Raw genomic sequence first — 19,059 nt, 5'->3', positions numbered from 1 at the left:
ATGACTTTTGCGGATTCCAGAGCACGAATGTACAGGCGTCAAGACAGGAAGGTTCGATGATCTTCGTGGAAATAGGCGTGTCAGGGCTGCAGAGGAAAGGCGGCTGTCCACGCCCCCGTTCCAGTCATGTCATAGGATATTATATCTAGGTCGTGTCTGAAAACTCGCTGAAGTGCATCTTTCACCGTCTTTTCGCCCCCTGCTGTGTCACTTTCCCTAGCCGTGCCCCGGCACGCCTGCGGAAAACTTCCTTGCTTGGAACGAAGATTCGGCAAAACCTGCTTCCTTCAGAGTTTTAGACACGCCCTGAGCAAGCACTAGTGCTTGGCGATGCATCTTACACACCGGTCTGCGTTATCGCGATGTCTGAGCCATGCGGTGACAGGCCGGCATTCCATGAATGGACGATCCATGGTCGCGATAACATCGAAGGAGGAACGGTCATGCTCCAAGAAACGATCGGCATTATGTTCGATTCACGCATGTACCGGGGGATACCGGCCGGAAGGACCGGTCAGGAATCACTCGCGAATTATGAACAGGCAGCGGCCAGTTATGGATTAACTCCCTGCTTTTTGCGGCTGGAAGATATCGATTCCGATCAAAAAACATGTCTTGCCTATGTTAAAAAAGAAGGCAGATATGTTCGCGAGCGCATGCCACTGCCCTCCGTCATTCATAACCGCTCACTCCAGCTTCGCCGGACGGAACAGCATCAGATCACCAAGCTGATGTTGCAGGGTATTCAGGTATTCAACGTTCGCAACCGGTACCGTAAAGATCACATTCATGACATGCTTCATCAGGACCTCGCCTTGCGAGAACACCTGCCCCGTGCAGTCAAAGCTACGCCAGAGTCTCTGGCGTATATGATGGAACAATATGATGACCTCGTCATCAAACCATGCAGCGGTAGCATCGGTCATGGGATTATGCGAGTCTTTGAGCGAGATGGACAGTGGAAACTAACCTGTGAGACGAAGGCTGCACGCAAAGGGTGGGCTACCTTCCGGTTGAGCAAAGGACAGCTTCCTTCCGCCACCCTAAGGCGGATCTTTCGCCATGCCTACCTCATTGAAGAGCGTATCCCACTGGTACGTTATGAGGGCAGGCCGGTAGATTTGCGGGTATCTGTACAACGGGGCAGCGATGGTCTTTGGGGAATAACAGGCATGTTTGCCAAAGCGGCTCCTGCCCATACGTTTGTCAGCAATATCGCCCAGGGCGGTAAAGTCATGAAGCTCGCAGAGGCTCTTGGATTAGGAGAATCTGGCTTCGACCTGGCTCGACTGGAATACAGAATCGGACTCGTTGCACTTCGAATTGCTCAGAACCTGTCGGCCAGTCTGCCACATCTGGCTGATCTGGGTCTTGATCTCGGGATAACGCGCAGCGGCCAGATCTATTTTATTGAATGCAATGGACGGGATCAGCGTTACGGTTTTCGCAAGGCGGGAATGTCGGAACACTGGAAGGCAACGTACAGCAAACCGATGGCTTATGGGCGTCTGCTGCTGGAACAGAATTCGAGAATTCCGAGACAACCGCAGACATACGATAGGAGACTATATTGATTTCGTGTGCATTCTGTGTCAATATTATGCAGAACGGCCGGTCTTGCCGGCCTTGAAGTTCGCATTAACCCTAAGGGGGATATTCATGGCAAAAACGCTGTTGCGATTAATGACCGAGCTTTCTTCGCGCAAATGGATCTCCCGGACTGTGGGAGCCTTCTCCAAAAGCCGGGGAAGTAAGGCATTTATCCCTTATTTTGTCCGGACCTACGACATCCCTGTTCAGGAGGCCGAGAAAGACTGGAAGGAATACCGTTCACTGAACGATTTCTTTACCCGCAAATTAAAGCCGGGCATGCGCCCGTTGGAACTTTCAGAGCATGCACTGATCAGCCCGGTAGATGCCAAGATTACGGCAGCTGGTCCAATATCTGCAGGGACACTCCTGAATGTTAAGGGACAAAATTATACACTTGCTGAATTATTAAACCATTCTCCCCATCTGGAGAAGTACAAGCACGGGTACGGGTTCGTCCTCTATCTCAGCCCTCGCGACTATCACCGCATTCATGCACCTGTCAGCGGCCGCAAAATAGAGAGCGAACACATCAAAGGCAAAGTTTATCCCGTGAATGACTTTGGCCTGACCCATATGAGATCCGTGCTTAGTCGAAACGAACGACTCATTACGTATATCGCACATGATTACGGTGAAGTGGCGGTTGTCAAAGTAGGTGCGATGAACGTGAGTAGCATACAATATGCTGATACGGACATAAGTACCTGGGCACAAGGCGATGATCTGGCCTATTTTGAATTCGGTTCCACCGTTGTTCTGCTGACGCAGAGTGGCACATTCGAACCAAACCCGGGCTTACAGCCAGGCGATTCGGTCAAAATGGGTGCATTGCTTGGTCGTTTGAAACCGAAGAACTAATGAGTCCATACGCAAATAAAGAGGATGGCGCAGCACCTGTAACCAGGTATTGCGCCATCCTCTTTATGAATTCATATTCATCCATATATACATGCAATACGAAGCTTCGCTCCGTCGTTATTGGTCTGCTGAGTTCTCCTCAAAACCACACATCTTGCAAGTCCTCTGCCGGTTTGAAGCGACGCAGACGGTTCCGGAAAATATTGCATCCCTTCGTAGAGCATCCCCGGTTGCGGACCCGACGTTTTCCGTTCATCACAAGTTCCCCCTTTTGGTCATCTGGAATGCTAGATAATTACCCTTGCGTTCCAGACTTGAAACGGTGTCCTGTTTTTCTCATCAGAATTTTAACGAATCTCGGACGGGCTTTTGCCGGTATACTGCTTGAATTGACGACTGAAGAAGAAAATATCCCGGTAGCCCAGAGCATCCGCCACTTCGGTCACATTCATGCCGGTATGCACCAGCAGATGTTCCGCCCGTTCAATACGCATGCGGATAATATAAGATTGCACCGATGATCCCACCAGTTCCTTGAACTTGATCGAGAAGTATCGGGGCGATAAGCCAGCCCGCGCAGCCAGATCTTCCACCCGATGCGTAATCCCCGGATGCTGACGCACATAATTGGCGACCTCCTGGATCACATCGGACAACTGGTTACTTACCTTTTTCTCCACAGGTTCTTCCGTATCGGCACGCAGCAGATGAATCATCAATTGTTTCAGAATCAATCGGCTCTCTTCATCACGTCCGTACACATCCGATAAGAACAGTCTTACATAACGTGCCAGCAAATGCTCAAACTCCACCGTTTCCTGTACCTCGCGATAGGACTGGGGAACGTCAGCAACAGGCACGTCCACATCAAAGTGAATATACGTAAGTACCAACGGTTTTTGCTTATTATGTGTTGCAGTAGGATGATCTCCTGGCCTGAACAAAAAACAACTCCCCTTGCCAACTTCATACGACTGGTCATTCAATACAAGCGTTCCTTCACCACTCCATACATAAAATAAATCATAGTTTTGCATCGGTTTTTCCCGTTTCTGCCACTTCCAGCCCGGTTCACAGACAATTTTGGCGACAGCGGGCAAAATAACAAATGATGACGGCGATGCCTGCAGCATGTCGCCACTCCCCCTTGATAGTTAATCTCTCTGCATATGGCATCATTCTGATCTGAATCTCACTTCTTCAATCCAGGCCATATGTATTTCAGTATCTTGCATGATTAAATACAACTTGCTCATATATAATCTCTGCCCCTACAGGAGCGAAATGTCTTATCCCATTATACAGCGGAATTCACCGAAACGAAAATGTGCACTTCTCCCAGGCTAGCCGCATTCGCCGGATTCCCTCTGTCATCTCTTCTTTCTCCAGATGTGCAAAAGCAAAACAGGCCGCCGGATGACCTGAAGTCAGCCGATATCGCTCTGCATCACGGAACAGTATGCCATCCTCCTGAGCAAGCTTTTTAAATCGCTGATAACTGTCCACATCGCCATTCCAGGTAGCGTAGATATGCAGTCCTGCATCACCAAGCTGCATCGTGAATGCCTCCGGCAACTGTAGTTCCATCTCTCGGACAAAAAAATCATGCCGTTCCCCATATAACCGGGTTAACCGTCGTAAGTGCCTCAGGTAACCTCCTCTGGTCATAAATTTTGCCAGTGCGCGCTGCTCTAACAGCGCCGGAGGTACCGGTTCATACAACGCCTTGGCGGCAAGCAGAGGTTCTACCAGACCAGGTGGCAGTACGGCGTAGCCAAGTCGAAACGAAGCAACCATCGTTTGTGAGAATGAACCAACATAGATGACGCGCTGTTCACGATCAAGCACTTTGAGGGGTTCAATAGGCCTTCCACCCCATCGGAATTCACTGTCATAATCATCTTCAATGATGACCGCATTCCGCTTCGTGGCCCAAGCAAGCAAGGCACGTCTTCTGTCCAATCCCAGCACGGCCCCTGTTGGAAACTGCCGGGTAGGGGTGACAAATAACGTCTGTGCCTCCCAAGGCTGAGGAATAATGCCTGCGGCATCCACCTCTGCCGGGATGATATGCCCACCACAGGACTTGACGGCATGGGCGATGCCTGGATAACCCGGATTCTCCAATACAACTGCTGTATTCTCCGTAATCAGCAGTTGAGATAGCAGGGTGATGCCTTGCATTGAACCACTGAACAATACAATCTGAGAGGGTTCAGCCTGGATACCACGTGTCCATCTGAGATGGGAGGCGATGGCCTCACGCAGCTCCGGATCACCGGCTACACCGCTTGATTCTCGCCAACCACTGCGATGAACCGCAGCGAGTGCACTCTTCCACTCCCCTAACGGGAAATGTTCTGCAGGCATGCGCTGCATTTGAAAATTAATGACGGACGGCTTCGGTGAAGACATCTGAGTCCGCAGGATTTCATGTTGCGTATTCAACCTCTGTACTCGTTCGCCCCAGGGAGACAACTTGAGAACGGCTTCCTGTTTTTCATTTTCCTGAGTGGATAATGTTTCGGTGACAAATGTACCTCTTCCCCGATGTGCATGGACATAACCATCCGCAAGCAGCATGTCGTATACCTGAGCTACCGAACCACGTGACATCTCATATTGCCTTGCCAACTCACGGGTGGAAGGAAGCCGCGTGCCTCCCACCAATGTGCCTGCATGAATGGCATCACGTAACGCATGGTACAGTGCCTCATACTTGTATCGATGCTGAAGTTCATAGGTATCCATCGGCAGCCACAATTCCATCATGCACCTCTCTTCATTTGTCTTCATCTGTGATCCCTGACTAATTGGCCTACTAAAGTGAATGTAAATTGGATCTATTTCATTGTCAATGTATGAACTATGGTTATCCATAAGATATGGCGTTCTATTACACATTCAATGATGGGGGATTACACATGAGACGGAAAGAATTCACAGTAGATGAAGAACAGGAAATTACCGCATTTCTGGATCAGTGCTCCTTCGGGTTTCTGGGAACGGTCAGCCCGGACGGACAACCACGGGTTACACCGCTGAATTTTGTATATATGGACGGTTGCTTTTACTTCCACGGCAGTCTGGCTGGTGAGAAGATGAAACAGATCAAACAGGATTCGTCGGTCAGTTTCACAGTAGCTGAAGAGTTCTCCCTGATTCCATCCTATTTCAGTGATCCTGAGCTGGCTTGTCCGGCAACTTCTTTCTTCAAAAGTGTCATGGCCTTTGGTCAGGCTGAACCGGTTAAAGATCTGGACATCAAAGGTAAGGTACTGCAACGATTTATGGAAAAACTCCAGCCGCAAGGCGGATATGTACCCATTGACGCTACTGACTCGCGTTACACAGGAAACCTCAAAGCTGTAGCCGTAGTCCGAATTAGTCCTGAACGGATCAGCGCCAAGTTTAAATTTGGACAAAACCTCTCGAGTGAACGATTCGATCATATCAGTGGTGAACTGGAACAGCGCAATGAAGGAAGAGATGCCGAAACTGCTGAAATGATGCGGAAATACTGTCCATTTCATCAGCAATAAGTTTCATTTCTTGAGGATTACTCCAAGGTCGAATACAACGATAACCCACCCGAAAACCCTCTGCAACAACGCGGTAAAGTGATATAACTGTCATATTGCGTAATTTCCGTGACGGGGGCATGTCAAGGTGATATAATGTTAGGCAGTTGAATCACAAAGACTTGGAAGGATGAAAAGAATGAATCCACTGGCTGAACAGTTGAACGAAAGTATTCAGACAGGCAGCAGTCACGTCTACTCCATGCTGTCACAGCTTGGCAAAGAAATTTATTTTCCTAAAGAGGGGATTTTGAGTCAATCTGCTGAAGCAGCAAGCTTGGCCAAGACCCATAATGCCACGATTGGTATCGCCCTGGAGGGTGGTGTGCCGATGCATCTTCAGGTTATTCAGGAGAAGCTGTCTGCATTCCAACCAAAGGATCTGTATCCTTACGCTCCACCTGCAGGCAAACCTGAATTGCGGACCGTTTGGAGAGACAAGATGCTGAAGGAAACACCTTCTCTGGAAGGCAAAACGTTTGGCAATCCAATTGTAACCAATGCATTAACCCATGGACTAAGTATCGTAGCCGACCTGTTCGCCGATGAAGGGGACGCTGTCATATATCCGGATAAAAACTGGGAAAATTACGAGCTGACCTTCGGAATTCGTCGTCATGGCCAGTTGGTTCATTATCCCCTGTTCGATGATCAGTTGAACTTCAACAGTGAGGGTCTGCTTCAGGCTTTGCTTGATCAAAAGGACAAAGGTAAAGCGATCGTTCTGCTCAACTTCCCGAATAACCCAACAGGTTATACGCCTGGAGCCGAAGAAGCAGATGCCATTGTGAACACGATTCTTCAGGCAGCTGAAGCCGGCGTTAACGTGGTTGCTGTAACAGATGATGCGTACTTTGGACTGTTCTTCGAAGATTCCATTCATGAATCCCTGTTTGGCAAACTTGCCAACATTCATCCACGTGTGTTGACTGTAAAAGTGGATGGTGCAACCAAGGAGGAGTTTGTATGGGGCTTCCGCGTTGGATTCATTACGTATGCTCATGAAGATGCAGCCGTTCTGCATGCATTGGAACAAAAAACACTTGGTATTATCCGGGCAACGATCTCCAGTGGCCCGCATCCTTCCCAGACTTTTGTGCTGGATGCGCTCAAAGCACCGGAGTTTGAAGCACAGAAACAGGAGAAGTTCGAGATTATGAAAGGCCGCGCCAATAAGGTAAAAGCCATTCTCGATAGCGGCAAGTATGGAGATGCATGGGACTATTATCCGTTCAACTCCGGTTACTTCATGTGCCTGAAGCTGAAAGAAGTTGGCGCTGAAGAACTTCGAAGCCATTTGCTGCACAAATATGGTGTGGGTACAATCGCGCTGGGTGAATCGGATCTTCGAATCGCCTTCTCCTGTATTGAAGAATCCGGGTTGGAAGATCTGTATGAAACCATCTATCGTGGAGTTCAGGATCTGCGGACGACTTAGTTAACACAGACCTGTACCCTGAATGTTATAAGAACCCTTTGTATAACGGCGACGCTTCATGTCACTGAATATACGAAGGGTTCTTTTGTGTTTTATCAGCCCAAAAGCTTTAATTTCTGGCTTTACCGGGCATCGGCCCAATCAGCCTACCCCCATGGCACATAATATACGATGTACGCAAGGGCGTGCCAAACAACCACTTGAAAGGGGAATGACCATGTCTGGAGTTGAAGATACAAGAGGCGGTTATGGATGCGGCGGTTACGGCGGAGGATTTACAAACACAGGTGCCATTCTCGTTCTGTTCATCTTGCTCGTGATTATCACTAAATCGTTCCTCTGTTAGTACCAATACACACTTACGCGAGAACCAAGTGATCTGATTGCATGATTCCATTACAGCACAAAGAAGGGTATACCGGGACACAGCCCGGAATACCCTTCTTTTGTTATCTTTTGTACCTCTCACTGATGAGCCCAATGTAATAATCCGAGTTGGTCAGGTGTCCGATCGTTTACTCGTCCTCTTCTTCCTTCAACCACTTGTTACCTTGCGAACGCCGCATGATCACAATCACCAGTATACCCAAAATAAGTGCTACTCCGGTGACAGTCAGTCCGCTTGCTCCGGCAGCCAGCATAGGCAGCCACATGAGTAACGCAGCCAGTGCATGTAGATGGAATATGAATCCCAACACCTGAGAACGACGACTCTCACCCGAGATTGGATAGATCATAATCCAGAACGATTCACTATGACTGCGACGCAGCGCACCTAACTGAACACCTGCAAGCAACAGGAAGAACAGATACACCCCGACACCAAAGTAGCTGCCTGCTGTCCACCAGGATAGTAACATGCCCAGTACAATTAAGCGTAACACGATTGAAAACACTTCGGTTCGAATAAACGTTTTGGTTATCAAGTAACGGTAAGCTTTCCCTGCATTCCAGGGAAGACCGCTCCCCAATTTGCTAAGCCAGCGACGCGAACTTACTTTCTGTCCGGATGAAGGTACATCCACAAACCAGCCAAGCGTACGCATAACCCTGCCAGCCTGACCCTGCTCTACCTGGATCAGTCGTTCCCACGCTACCCGATGTTTCACCGGTATACGCAAGGCGACGATGTAGACAACAGCCAGCAACAGCAGGAACCAGACGCTGCGCTGCGGTGGCTGCCACAGCCATGCGCCAACCGCCAGCACTGCCAGAGCCCATCGCAAGAGACGATATCCTCTTGCCGCACCGACCTGAACCATTCTTAGCTCTTGCCACGCTCCATAACTGGACAACCCTTTCCACAGCAACAGGAATACGATGAACCAGCCAAATGGCCGTGCATCCAGATCTGCTCTGACATAGAGCGGCCACAGTGTAACAAATACAAGCAGCAAGCCCAGAGTTTTATAGATGATGCCCCGGGCAAAGCTGTTCTTCAAATACTCCTGCATCCGGTATTCCTGTGGTCGCAGGAACACAATATCTGCCGGAAGCAGATATGTACGATAACTGCTAAACAGCACTAGTGGTGCCAGCAGCAGCAATGCAACCCAGCGAATCGGAAATTCCGCCGGAATGTTCTGGACAAACGATGTATACCAGGCGGAGAACGCAATGACGAGAAATAAAAAAACCATAGCTACACCGCTCTGGATCACATAACCCAGATAAGGAAGAATTCCGTTCCAGAATCCTGTGCGTCTTTGCTTCCATAGCTGCTTGAGATCCATGCTCAATCCCTGCCTTGTACGAGGGAATAGAACATGTGCTCCAGCGTGGCATCCGATTCCCCGAATTGGGAGCGCAGTTCATTCAGCGTACCTTGAGCAATAACCTGCCCACGGTGCAGAACGATAAAACGGTCACAGTAATTTTCAATCGTGGACAGAATGTGTGAACTGAGCAGGATGGATGATCCTGAAGCTTTCATCTCCAGCATAAAATCAAGCAAAGAGCGAATACCCAGCGGGTCCAATCCCAGGAAAGGCTCATCAATGATGTACAGTGGTGGTCCGGCCACAAAAGCACACATAATCATGACCTTTTGCCGCATCCCCTTAGACAGGTGGGTCGACAGACTTGTACTTTTCTCATTCATACGGAACAGTTCCAACAGTTTCTCCGTACGTTGTTTGAAATCAGCCTCCGACACATTGTACGCTCTTGCCGTAAACTCCAGGTGCTCCATCACCGTCATCTCATCATACAGTTCAGGTGATTCCGGTACAAATGCCATAGCCGATTGGTAGATCTGCGCATCCTCGTCCCGCTTCTTGCCCATCACTCGCACTTCGCCCTGTTGAGGGGTCATCAAGCCGAGGATATGTTTCATGGTTGTGCTTTTGCCAGCACCGTTTAAGCCGATTAGTCCGACCATCTCTCCACGTCCAACTTCCAGATCGATGCCGTGAAGGACGGGCCGTTTGGCACTATAACCTCCGCTTAACCCGCTGATTTGCAGAACAGGCGATTGAACGTTTTCCATCTATCCCTGCACCCCTTTCGTCAGATTCTATTCTTCGGAGCGTGGCGTTTTATCTTTACTCCACTTGGGTGCTCCTTTGTTTTTACGATCCTGGTCGCGCTCCGTGCGGCCTGTATTACCCGTTGGTTTGCTACCTGCTGGACGCGAATTGGAGATTGTAGCTCGGGTTCCCCCATTACGATTGCCCTGACCTGGTTTGCGATCTCTGGATTGTCCTGGTTTTCTGGAGAACGAATGTCCCTCAGGCCGCGTGTCCGGACGCGGGTCAGCCTCCAGTACTTTACCGCCAAAGAGTACACGTTCTGACAGTTCGATTCCAAGTTCGCGTGCGAATTTACGCATAATAAAGATCTGTGTTTCATCCACAATGGACAAAACGATACCCGAGCGTCCCATCCGGCCTGTACGACCTGCACGGTGAACATAGTGCTCCGAGTCAAAGGCAGGGTCATAGTTAATGACCATTGGCAAACCTTCGATATCCAGTCCTCTGGCAGCCACTTCGCTGGCAATCAGCAACTGAAGTTTGCCATTACGGAAGGCAGACAATACGTTACTGCGGGTCACTTTGTCAGCATCTCCATACAGCGCAGCAGCGGACAAGCCCAGATGATTCATTTTTGCTTCAACTTCACCAATATCTTCGGTTGCATTCACAAATACGATTGCCCGATCCGGATTGTACTGTCTAACCAGACGACGCAGCATGTCAATTTTGTTACGGTTTTCTTCTACAAAATAATAATGCTCAAGGCCCGCAGCCGTAGCTCGATCCGGTTCAATTCCGATCTGCACAGGCTCTTTCATCTCACGCTTTGCGAGTCCAGCTGTATGCTCATCAATGGTTGCTGACAGGAAGATCAGCTGACGGTCCCGCAATGCGCTCTTAAGTACAAAGTTCACGTCACTTACGCCGCCAAGTTGGAACACTTGGTCTGCTTCATCGATAACAATCGTAGAGACGTTGTGCATTTTCAGTTTTTTGAGTGTAATCAATTCCTTCAGTCGTCCCGGTGTACCCACAACCAATTGTGGATGCTCACGCAACTTCTCGATCTGACGTTTAGCCGCTGCGCCTCCAATTAGACCCAATACGCCAATCTTACGTTCTTCCGCATAACGCTGCGCTTCACGTACAATTTGCATCGCCAGCTCTTGCGTAGGTGCAATAATGAGTTTCTGCGTACCTTTGATATCCATTTTGATGGATTGTAACAGTGGCAGCAGATATGCCAGCGTTTTTCCTGTTCCCGTCTGGGATTTGGATACGACATCTCGGCCTTCCAAAATAACCGGGATCGTCTGAGCCTGTACAGGTGAAGGTTCGTTAATGCCATGTTTCGCCAAAACGGCCTCCAGATCCTGTTCCACGCCAATTGAAGCAAATGTTTGATTCGTCATGTATGTCCATCCTTTTAAATTTATTCATTTTGATGCTAGCCTTGCTTGTACGGATATAAACCGAAGCCTGTCATCACATTACCTTTCATTATATGCGAAAAAAGCCCGTGTACCAAATCTTATTCCAGAATTGTATGTATACACGCCAAAAAAAAGAAAAGCCCCTCGGCGGAGCCTTTCTTTCATTCCGTATATGATGCCTCGTATCACATTTACTTCTGATTCATTACACCGTGCGACAATCGATCTGCAAGACGAGGAAATAGCTGGTACAGCCATATGCCAGCAGAAGCAAGTCTTGGCAGATTCACTTCTTCCTTGCGCTTTTTCATCGCCCGAATCATATGACCCGCAACGTCTTCCGGTTTCAACATCATCCAGCGTACATTATTCACATAATTGCCAGAAGGGTCAGCCCGATGGAAAAATGGTGTATCAATCGGACCCGGATTAATCGTTGTCACCATGACGCCAGTCTTGCGAAGCTCTTGACGCAGCGCATTACTAAATCCGAGGACAGCATGTTTCGTAGCCGTATAGGAAGCGGATTTGGCTGTACCGATTTTGCCAGCCATGGAGGCCACGTTCACAATCTGACCTTTGCCACGTTCCAGCATTTGTGGAAGCACTGCTTTGGTGCAACGTACAATGCCCATGTAATTAACGTCCATCATCTCATCGAATTCCTGTACAGACATCTCTGTCATCGCTGCGAATTTCCCGTAACCTGCATTGTTCAGCAAAATGTCGATTCGTCCGTATTTATGCAATATCGCATCCACAGCTGCCTGAACCTGCTCACTATCCGTAACATCAAGTGTGAGTAATTCATGCGGCCCTTTCAGCGAGGCACCAATCTCTTCCAGCTTGTCCCGTGAACGGGCAGCCAGAATTGGGATGGCTCCTTCTTCTATCAGCATCTGCGCACACAGCGCACCGATACCACTCGATGCACCTGTGATAAACACTACCTGATCTTTCAGCATCCGTGATGTCCTCCCGTATTGAACACATATTGCCTTTTGAGGCGTATGGTTCTATTCTACGAGATCATGACCTGAATATCCATCTCACCAATGCCGTCCATCAGTAAAGGAATACTCAGTGCTTTCGTTGCACTAAATGTAGTCAGATATTCGGACTTCATCACTTGTGGAGGTGTAATATCGACCACAACACCCTGGTTTGACAGGATCGTGCTGGCGTTACCACTGATCATATTCCCCAGTTCGGAAATCGCACTTTTGCTCATTTCATCCATTTCTGTAATGACAAAACCACCCATCATCGCAGATACAATTTTCAATGCAACTTGTTCATTAATTCCAAATACAATGTTTCCGCTAAGTTGTCCGGTCATTCCGATCACGATCCAGACATGGTCTGCAATGTACTCTACATTTTTCACGCCAAGACTCCCGGTGGAAGGCGAAACCTGGATGAGCTGTTCGAATACGTTCCGTGCCGATTCCAGGAAAGGATTAATCACTTCCGCTTTCACTGTCTATGTCCCCCTCGCACTGGGTTATTGGTCACACACCAAAAGTCCCATATTCATTAAATTTATTATACTTTATCACGTACAAGAATTCATTAAGAATTCGTTAAACCATGTGTACTATAATTTATCGTCATCCGTGGGGCAAATGTTTATAGCTGATTCTAGCGAATAAACAGCGCTTTTCACTTCTTTTGAAGAAAGCATTTCGATCATCGTGCGTGGCAAAGGGCATTTAGGACTTTATTACTGCTTTCTCGCAACTGTAAAAAAAATCAAATTCTTGTATTCGCGTTTTTTTCACAGTCTCTTGAACTACTTTTGATCCTGATAATCACCTTCATTGCTCTGCTGTCCTGAATCACCTATAATTTAAGATAACGGAACAATAACCAGTTACGGGATTACATCACACTAAACACTACATAATCAAGAAATTTTGCCTGCAAGGAGGTCACCTATGAACATAAGCCAACTGGAGACACTAATTACCATTTCCAAAACGATGAGCTTCCGCAAAGCGGGAGAACTTCTGAACCTGACCCAGCCTGCCGTCTCGGCCCAGATCAAAAGTCTGGAGGACGAATTCAGCACCGTTCTTGTGGATCGGAACCAACCTGTTACCCTGACAGACCGTGGACAGGTATTCCTGGAGCACGCTGAACGGATGCTCGACATCGTTGATGAGTTGAAACAAAAATTGTCCGATCTTGATGAAACGCCTCAGGGACGTATCGTATTAGGCACAACAACTTCCATTGCTATTCAGATCTTGCCAAGGGTGTTATCCTATTTCCAAGATCAATTCCCGCTGATCAAAACCAGTATCCAGTCCCTTCCTTCATCACAGATCTATACCCAGGTCGAAAATGGTCTGGTTGATATTGGTATCGGTTATCTCACGGAGCGTAATCCCAACCTGAATACATCTGTGCTCTACTATGACACATTTGAACTCGTGGTATCTCCTTCCCATCCGCTGGCAAAGAAAAAACATGCTGCAGTGGATGTGCTCCGGAGTACACCATTGATTCTGCTGTCCCCTGATACCGTAGGACGAAGGTTTACGGAAACTATCTTCAAGAAACATAATATTGAACCTAACATTGTAATGGAGTTGTCGAGCAGCGAAGAAGTGAAACGGATGGTCGAGATTGATCTCGGGGCAGCTGTCATCTCCAAACAATCTGTTGCGCATGAGTTGCGTCAAGGTACATTGCGAATGATACCCTTAAGTGAGCTGGAGGTCAGTCACCCTGTTGGTGTCATCTATAAGTCCAGTCGATACCTTAACTCAGCAATGCAACAATTCATAAGTGACCTCAAAGGTATGCCGGAAACCCAATTCATCAGTTCAGAATGACAATGAGCCATGAGAAAGGAAGGATTCCATATGAAATTTGATCTTCATACACATCATTTTCGTTGTGGTCACGCAGACGGCAACATCCGCGATTATATAGAGGCAGGTATTAAGGCAGGACTTCAGGCCATCGGTATCTCGGATCATACGCCGTACTTTGGCAGTGAGCTTGAGCAGGCATTTCCCCGGATCGCAATGGGCAAGTCGGAATTGCAGCATTATGTGGAAGAAGTCCTTGCTTTGAAAGAAGAGTACGCTGGTAAAATCGATGTGCTGCTCGGCATTGAATCCGACTACTTCCCTGTTCATGCAGAATTGTACCGTACCACACTGGGACAGTATCCTTTTGACTATATTATTGGTTCAGTTCATCATACCGAGGATGTGAGTATCTTCAACAAAACCCGGTGGAATGGCCTAAGCAATGCTCGCAAAGTTGAAGTGAAAGAAAGCTATTATTCATTAATTCGGGAATCGGCTCGCAGCGGTATGTTCCAGATTCTTGGACATATTGATGCGATGAAAGGAAACTATCCACCTTTCTCCGATATTATCGCTGATCAGGCCATTGATGAAACGTTGCAGGTCATTGCAGAATCCAACGTAGCGATCGAAATTAACACATCTGGCAAAACCAAACTCAGCGGTGGCTGGTATCCCTCGGATGCCATTCTGGAACGCGCCCATCATTATGGAGTGAAGGTGACATTTGGATCGGATGCTCATAAACCACAGCGGGTTGCAGACGAGCTGGATGACGTTCGTACACGTCTCAAGGAGATCGGATTCACCGACTGGGTATACTTCAAGCAGAAACAGATGCAGGTTGTACCACTGTAAAAAATAGCAAACACAAAGGCCCCCACAGCGCGCTTGTTCACGCCGTGGGGGCCTTTTATTGCCCTATATAAGGAAATATAATTATATTTTACACGATAACGGAGAGGACAGAAATAACGTGAAGAAGCGAAGCGGTCGCCTAAAAGCTTTCTGAAAGAAAGCTGCATCGGAAGCATACGCTATCCCCGGATTTCCCCTTCTAAAATATGGGAATCAAAAAAATCCGGGTATAACAGCGATCGGAAAGTTATTCTGTCATCGGAGTGGCCAGTGTAAATATTCCACAGTTAACTTATATGGACAAAAAAAATGAACCCGCTCGCGCGGGTCCCAACAGCATTATCTATTATCAAAAAGGGGGTCATGAGATAAGTTTACCCCCTGTCTGTTAGAGTTCAATTGCAGCTATATTTCAATTGTGTAACAAATGATTGAAGTTCGATTCATTCACGTTTGGCTACTCTTACTCTATGTCATTGCGGCTTGTCAGATACCAGGGTTTGCAGGTCTTTTTCCTGAAGCGGGCGTACGTATTGTTCCCGATACATGCTATACACTTTAACATCCATCAGGGATTCTGATCCCTCGTCATCCTCATCATTCAGTCCGAACGAGGGAAGACTCCGCTCATAGGACATCCCTATTTTGCTTAGCACCCGTTGTGAAGATACATTGGCCTCATAACAACGTGCCTCCACCCTCCCCAGATGAAGATCGTCAAATCCAAACTGCAGCAGCCGCTGTACCGCCTCGGTAGCCACACCCCTGCCCCAACAGGACCTGTTCAGGATATAACCAATCTGTGCGGTACCATTCTGATCATTCCAGTGCTGGAATGAGGTGATCCCAATAACTTGTTCCTTGCCTCTCCAGCAGATCCCATAATGTAACGAATCCAGCTTGGCGCTGCTGCTCCGTATCTGGTTCAATAACCGTCTCGCTCGGATTGGCGTGGGCTGGCTTCCCCTATTCACATATCTTATGACTTGAGGATCGGAAAAGAGTTCCGATAATGTGCTGTAATCACTTTGACGTAATGATCGCAGGACAAGACGCTCTGTCCACAAAGCCGGCAGACCTTGAACCAGCATTTTTCGGGTAAGCATGACAATCGCTCCTTTTGCCTAAACGGGCTCTAGTCCGGTAAGACAAGCATGCTCTGATGATGATCCGGCGTAATACCATTTGAACTGATCCACGAACTTTAGTATTCGCATTTTAGTATTAATATATTGCATCATTCAATTCATCACGCTAAAAGGTCCAGATGCTGACTACTCCTGCAGCCCGCGATAGATACCCGTACGAATCTCACGAATATAGAAATCCAATGCAGGAACATTCGCCGACTGTGCAACCTGTACTTCTCGCTCAATATCATAAGGCACCCGCACGAATTGAACATTGAACGGGGGATTGTTATCGTTGCTGTCTTCACCCTCCAGAATACAGTAGGAAGCTTGGGGAAGATCGAGTGGATTACCAACACTGCCTGCATTAAACAGTAACTTGCCGTTCATATACTGCAAGTATGCGTTATGCACATCCCCATAACCTACAACATCTGCAACACCTTGCTCAGGCTCATCAGCCGGAGGATCAAACATTGCCAACCTCTTTTCCATCGCGTCCCACGGCTGTACACGATGGTATACACTTTGAGGTGAAGCATGGACCAGACGGATGGTGCGACCGCTCAGTTGAAATTGATGACTGAAGGGCAGGCCCGCCAAGTACGCCAATCGTTCCTCACCCAGCCGCTCTGCTTGCCACGTAAAGTTCTCGTTGTCTTGGTTAACCGCAACCAGTTCATCCCAATTGCCACGGATAACAAGTTCGCACGTCGCTCTCACCTGATCCACAACCTGTACCGGTTCTGGCCCCTTGCCCACGAGGTCACCAAGACAAAAGATTCGCTCCACGCCACGACTTCGGATATCTTTTAACACTGCTTCCCAGGCAGTCATGTTGCCATGAATGTCGGATACAATCGCAATTCTTTCCATCTGGATAACCTCCATTCATGTTCAACCCTTTATGTTTTAAATTCATCTTATATTCTTTTATGTGGTTGATCCTTTAAGCTCAAACACCGTTAATTCTGGTCTGCACAGAAAACGAATGGGCAGTTGAGTCATGCCAAAACCACGATTCACATACACCGGCATCTGTGTCTGGGTGGTGTAATATACCCCCTGGACATCCGTGTAATACAACCCTTGAACATACTTGTGTGAACCTCGCGGAGTTGTCAGTGCCCCGATCCAAGGAAAACGTACCTGTCCACCATGGCTATGACCGGAAAGTTGTAATCCGAAACCATAGGGAGTGGCAATATCGGCATAATCCGGTTCATGCATAAGTAACAATTTCCACACATCATGATCCAAACCCTTGATGGCTTGGGCAGGATCAGGCCTGCCTGTAAGTGCGTCATCCAGACCAGCTATAGCCAGACGTTCGCCCCCTTGTTCAATCACCACATGTTCGTTCCGTAACAAAGTGAATCCCGCTTCACGGAACATGGTTGTCACTTCATTCTGCTGTCCACCCCGATAATCATGATTCCCCAAAACAGCATATTTGCCATACTTCGCTTGCATGGAGGCGAGTACCGGAATACATTCACGCATCGGCTCTGCTTCCCTCTCGACGATGTCTCCGGTAAAACAAATCAAGTCCGGTCGCTGCTCCTCAATCGTTGCTGCCAGCTTCTTCAGCTCTTTCACCCCGGTATGAAAACCAAGATGGGCATCGCTGAACTGAACTACACGCAAACCCTCAAATGCCTTTGGAAACTTCGGAAGTTTCAGCTCTACTTGCTTGATCTCCAGACGACGCGGTTCCCATAACCAGGCATAACCTCCTGTAAGCAAACTGGCACCCGCTGTCATCAAAACCATGCGCAATAAGAAACTTCGGCGAGAGGGATCATGATCCTTTTCTTCCCCAGGAAACACAGACTCTTCTGCACCTGATGCTTTGTGCGAGCGCTGGGACGGCGAGTTGTTGCTGCCCTGACGCGGTGTCTCTGCCATATCTCCCCCTCCTTCTACGCTCTTAATCCATCCCCTTAGTATATCATATTCTGCATGGGTAGCCCGGTTCCTCTGCTTCATTACAAAAAGAAGCCGGGATCTCCGGCATGTTGCTGCACGGGATCACGACTTCTTCTAAGTTGCAGATTACACTTCTGCACATGTTATGACGAGATTATACACCCAACCAGCGTTTGAACATATGCTTGGTCGTTTGTTTGTTCATTTCGGCAATGGAGGTTGTCAGTGGAATGCCTTTTGGACAGGATTGCACACAGTTCTGTGAGTTACCACAGCCCTCGATGCCTCCGTCTTCCATCAACGCTTCCAGACGATCGTCGGCGTTCATCTCCCCTGTTGGGTGAGCGTTGAACAGACGCACTTGAGACAGTGCTGCTGGACCGATAAAGTCTGTTTTCTCATTGACGTTCGGGCATGCCTCCAGACATACACCACATGTCATGCATTTGGACAGCTCATATGCCCACTGACGCTTCTTCTCAGGCATCCGTGGACCTGGACCGAGGTCATAGGTACCATCGATCGGAATCCATGCTTTTACTCGTTTCAGGGCGCTAAACATCCGGCTACGGTCGATGACCAAGTCACGAACCACTGGGAATGTCTTCATCGGTTCGATACGAACAGGCTGTTCGAGCTTGTCGATCAGGGCTGCACATGCTTGACGTGGCTTGCCGTTGATGACCATGGAGCAGGCACCGCAGACTTCTTCGAGACAGTTGGAATCCCAGCACACGGGAGCAATGGATTTGCCATCTGTATTGACCGGGTTCCGCTGAATCTCCATCAGGGCGCTGATCACATTCATGTTGGGACGGTACGGAAGCTCAAATTCTTCGTTGTACGAAGATGACTCCGGGCTATCCTGACGGGTGATGATAAACTTGACGGTTTTGTTGGCTGTAGCTTGTTCCGCCATATCGTAGTCCCCTCCTCTGGT

The 19,059-nt window shown here is 48.3% G+C and carries 18 protein-coding genes; 7 read left to right on the top strand and 11 right to left on the bottom strand.

The genetic code is table 11. The features are described from left to right. Window positions 1-443: 443 nt before the first annotated feature. Both MKY28_RS01610 and asd read left to right on the top strand, forming a co-directional pair. The gene (locus MKY28_RS01610; RefSeq protein WP_340934529.1) at window positions 444-1,574 is read left to right on the top strand and encodes a YheC/YheD family endospore coat-associated protein; all 1,131 of its coding nucleotides are present in this window, start codon (window positions 444-446) and stop codon (window positions 1,572-1,574) included. Between the two features lie 85 nt (window positions 1,575-1,659). Next, window positions 1,660-2,451 (top strand): archaetidylserine decarboxylase, encoded by a 792-nt coding sequence (gene asd / locus MKY28_RS01605; protein WP_036605808.1) that lies wholly within the window; start codon window positions 1,660-1,662, stop codon window positions 2,449-2,451. A 347-nt stretch (window positions 2,452-2,798) separates the two neighbouring features. Here the strand turns inward: asd and MKY28_RS01600 are convergent, their stop codons facing one another. Further along, complete coding sequence (locus MKY28_RS01600; RefSeq protein ID WP_036605807.1) at window positions 2,799-3,584, bottom strand: AraC family transcriptional regulator; 786 nt, start codon at window positions 3,582-3,584, stop codon at window positions 2,799-2,801. Window positions 3,585-3,762: 178 nt separating this feature from the next. After that, on the bottom strand, window positions 3,763-5,202 hold the full coding sequence (gene pdxR, locus MKY28_RS01595) for a MocR-like pyridoxine biosynthesis transcription factor PdxR (RefSeq protein WP_340934528.1): 1,440 nt from the start codon (window positions 5,200-5,202) through the stop codon (window positions 3,763-3,765). Between the two features lie 173 nt (window positions 5,203-5,375). Between pdxR and MKY28_RS01590 the strand changes: the two genes are divergently transcribed. The 3 genes from MKY28_RS01590 to MKY28_RS01580 all read left to right on the top strand — a co-directional run bounded on the left by MKY28_RS01590 (window position 5,376) and on the right by MKY28_RS01580 (window position 7,816). Then, window positions 5,376-5,993, top strand: coding sequence for a pyridoxamine 5'-phosphate oxidase family protein (locus MKY28_RS01590; RefSeq protein ID WP_221820993.1), 618 nt, complete (start codon window positions 5,376-5,378; stop codon window positions 5,991-5,993). A gap of 178 nt (window positions 5,994-6,171) precedes the next feature. After that, window positions 6,172-7,470: an aminotransferase class I/II-fold pyridoxal phosphate-dependent enzyme gene (locus MKY28_RS01585; protein ID WP_036673403.1), complete on the top strand. Its 1,299-nt coding sequence runs from the start codon at window positions 6,172-6,174 to the stop codon at window positions 7,468-7,470. A gap of 217 nt (window positions 7,471-7,687) precedes the next feature. Continuing rightward, the gene (locus tag MKY28_RS01580) at window positions 7,688-7,816 is read left to right on the top strand and encodes a hypothetical protein (protein ID WP_017692471.1); all 129 of its coding nucleotides are present in this window, start codon (window positions 7,688-7,690) and stop codon (window positions 7,814-7,816) included. A gap of 169 nt (window positions 7,817-7,985) precedes the next feature. Here MKY28_RS01580 and MKY28_RS01575 read toward each other — a convergent pair whose 3' ends face one another. The 5 genes from MKY28_RS01575 to MKY28_RS01555 form a co-directional block, all read right to left on the bottom strand. Continuing rightward, window positions 7,986-9,203 carry an ABC transporter permease gene (locus tag MKY28_RS01575; RefSeq protein WP_340018445.1) on the bottom strand — a complete coding sequence of 406 codons (1,218 nt, stop codon included), beginning with the start codon at window positions 9,201-9,203 and terminating at the stop codon, window positions 7,986-7,988. 2 nt (window positions 9,204-9,205) lie between these two features. Further along, window positions 9,206-9,958, bottom strand: coding sequence for an ABC transporter ATP-binding protein (locus tag MKY28_RS01570; protein ID WP_036605802.1), 753 nt, complete (start codon window positions 9,956-9,958; stop codon window positions 9,206-9,208). Between the two features lie 27 nt (window positions 9,959-9,985). Beyond that, window positions 9,986-11,359: a DEAD/DEAH box helicase gene (locus MKY28_RS01565; protein ID WP_047841268.1), complete on the bottom strand. Its 1,374-nt coding sequence runs from the start codon at window positions 11,357-11,359 to the stop codon at window positions 9,986-9,988. A 212-nt stretch (window positions 11,360-11,571) separates the two neighbouring features. Beyond that, window positions 11,572-12,345: an SDR family NAD(P)-dependent oxidoreductase gene (locus MKY28_RS01560; RefSeq protein WP_047841269.1), complete on the bottom strand. Its 774-nt coding sequence runs from the start codon at window positions 12,343-12,345 to the stop codon at window positions 11,572-11,574. A gap of 56 nt (window positions 12,346-12,401) precedes the next feature. After that, entirely contained in the window at window positions 12,402-12,860 is a 459-nt protein-coding gene (locus MKY28_RS01555; RefSeq protein WP_340018446.1) for a chemotaxis protein CheX, read from the bottom strand. Window positions 12,861-13,317: 457 nt separating this feature from the next. Between MKY28_RS01555 and MKY28_RS01550 the strand changes: the two genes are divergently transcribed. Both MKY28_RS01550 and MKY28_RS01545 read left to right on the top strand, forming a co-directional pair. Continuing rightward, window positions 13,318-14,220, top strand: a complete 903-nt coding sequence (locus MKY28_RS01550; RefSeq protein WP_036605798.1) for a LysR family transcriptional regulator — start codon at window positions 13,318-13,320, stop codon at window positions 14,218-14,220. A gap of 30 nt (window positions 14,221-14,250) precedes the next feature. Beyond that, window positions 14,251-15,060, top strand: coding sequence for a histidinol-phosphatase (locus MKY28_RS01545; RefSeq protein WP_338706964.1), 810 nt, complete (start codon window positions 14,251-14,253; stop codon window positions 15,058-15,060). 473 nt (window positions 15,061-15,533) lie between these two features. On the opposite strand, the gene MKY28_RS01540 is transcribed toward MKY28_RS01545, so the two are convergent. The 4 genes from MKY28_RS01540 to sdhB all read right to left on the bottom strand — a co-directional run bounded on the left by MKY28_RS01540 (window position 15,534) and on the right by sdhB (window position 19,038). Beyond that, window positions 15,534-16,166, bottom strand: coding sequence for a GNAT family N-acetyltransferase (locus tag MKY28_RS01540; RefSeq protein ID WP_053061418.1), 633 nt, complete (start codon window positions 16,164-16,166; stop codon window positions 15,534-15,536). Between the two features lie 168 nt (window positions 16,167-16,334). Next, the gene (locus MKY28_RS01535; protein WP_340018447.1) at window positions 16,335-17,066 is read right to left on the bottom strand and encodes a metallophosphoesterase family protein; all 732 of its coding nucleotides are present in this window, start codon (window positions 17,064-17,066) and stop codon (window positions 16,335-16,337) included. Window positions 17,067-17,123: 57 nt separating this feature from the next. Beyond that, on the bottom strand, window positions 17,124-18,098 hold the full coding sequence (locus MKY28_RS01530) for a metallophosphoesterase (RefSeq protein WP_340018448.1): 975 nt from the start codon (window positions 18,096-18,098) through the stop codon (window positions 17,124-17,126). A gap of 175 nt (window positions 18,099-18,273) precedes the next feature. After that, on the bottom strand, window positions 18,274-19,038 hold the full coding sequence (gene sdhB / locus MKY28_RS01525) for a succinate dehydrogenase iron-sulfur subunit (protein WP_036605794.1): 765 nt from the start codon (window positions 19,036-19,038) through the stop codon (window positions 18,274-18,276). Window positions 19,039-19,059: the final 21 nt, after the last annotated feature.

It is taken from the genome of Paenibacillus sp. FSL R5-0473 (assembly GCF_038004565.1).
Lineage (GTDB): Bacteria > Bacillota > Bacilli > Paenibacillales > Paenibacillaceae > Paenibacillus > Paenibacillus amylolyticus.
Note: the sequence above shows the minus strand (reverse complement) of the source record. Positions and strands in the feature narration are given on the sequence as shown.

Excerpts from the sequence above, each read along its gene's own strand:
- MKY28_RS01610 (WP_340934529.1), top strand. The coding sequence starts at position 444 with ATGCTCCAAGAAACGATCGGCATTATGTTCGATTCACGCATGTACCGG.
- asd (WP_036605808.1), top strand. The coding sequence starts at position 1,660 with ATGGCAAAAACGCTGTTGCGATTAATGACCGAGCTTTCTTCGCGCAAA.
- MKY28_RS01600 (WP_036605807.1), bottom strand. The coding sequence starts at position 3,584 with ATGCTGCAGGCATCGCCGTCATCATTTGTTATTTTGCCCGCTGTCGCC.
- pdxR (WP_340934528.1), bottom strand. The coding sequence starts at position 5,202 with ATGGATACCTATGAACTTCAGCATCGATACAAGTATGAGGCACTGTAC.
- MKY28_RS01590 (WP_221820993.1), top strand. The coding sequence starts at position 5,376 with ATGAGACGGAAAGAATTCACAGTAGATGAAGAACAGGAAATTACCGCA.
- MKY28_RS01585 (WP_036673403.1), top strand. The coding sequence starts at position 6,172 with ATGAATCCACTGGCTGAACAGTTGAACGAAAGTATTCAGACAGGCAGC.
- MKY28_RS01580 (WP_017692471.1), top strand. The coding sequence starts at position 7,688 with ATGTCTGGAGTTGAAGATACAAGAGGCGGTTATGGATGCGGCGGTTAC.
- MKY28_RS01575 (WP_340018445.1), bottom strand. The coding sequence starts at position 9,203 with ATGGATCTCAAGCAGCTATGGAAGCAAAGACGCACAGGATTCTGGAAC.
- MKY28_RS01570 (WP_036605802.1), bottom strand. The coding sequence starts at position 9,958 with ATGGAAAACGTTCAATCGCCTGTTCTGCAAATCAGCGGGTTAAGCGGA.
- MKY28_RS01565 (WP_047841268.1), bottom strand. The coding sequence starts at position 11,359 with ATGACGAATCAAACATTTGCTTCAATTGGCGTGGAACAGGATCTGGAG.
- MKY28_RS01560 (WP_047841269.1), bottom strand. The coding sequence starts at position 12,345 with ATGCTGAAAGATCAGGTAGTGTTTATCACAGGTGCATCGAGTGGTATC.
- MKY28_RS01550 (WP_036605798.1), top strand. The coding sequence starts at position 13,318 with ATGAACATAAGCCAACTGGAGACACTAATTACCATTTCCAAAACGATG.
- MKY28_RS01545 (WP_338706964.1), top strand. The coding sequence starts at position 14,251 with ATGAAATTTGATCTTCATACACATCATTTTCGTTGTGGTCACGCAGAC.
- MKY28_RS01540 (WP_053061418.1), bottom strand. The coding sequence starts at position 16,166 with ATGCTTACCCGAAAAATGCTGGTTCAAGGTCTGCCGGCTTTGTGGACA.
- MKY28_RS01535 (WP_340018447.1), bottom strand. The coding sequence starts at position 17,066 with ATGGAAAGAATTGCGATTGTATCCGACATTCATGGCAACATGACTGCC.
- MKY28_RS01530 (WP_340018448.1), bottom strand. The coding sequence starts at position 18,098 with ATGGCAGAGACACCGCGTCAGGGCAGCAACAACTCGCCGTCCCAGCGC.
- sdhB (WP_036605794.1), bottom strand. The coding sequence starts at position 19,038 with ATGGCGGAACAAGCTACAGCCAACAAAACCGTCAAGTTTATCATCACC.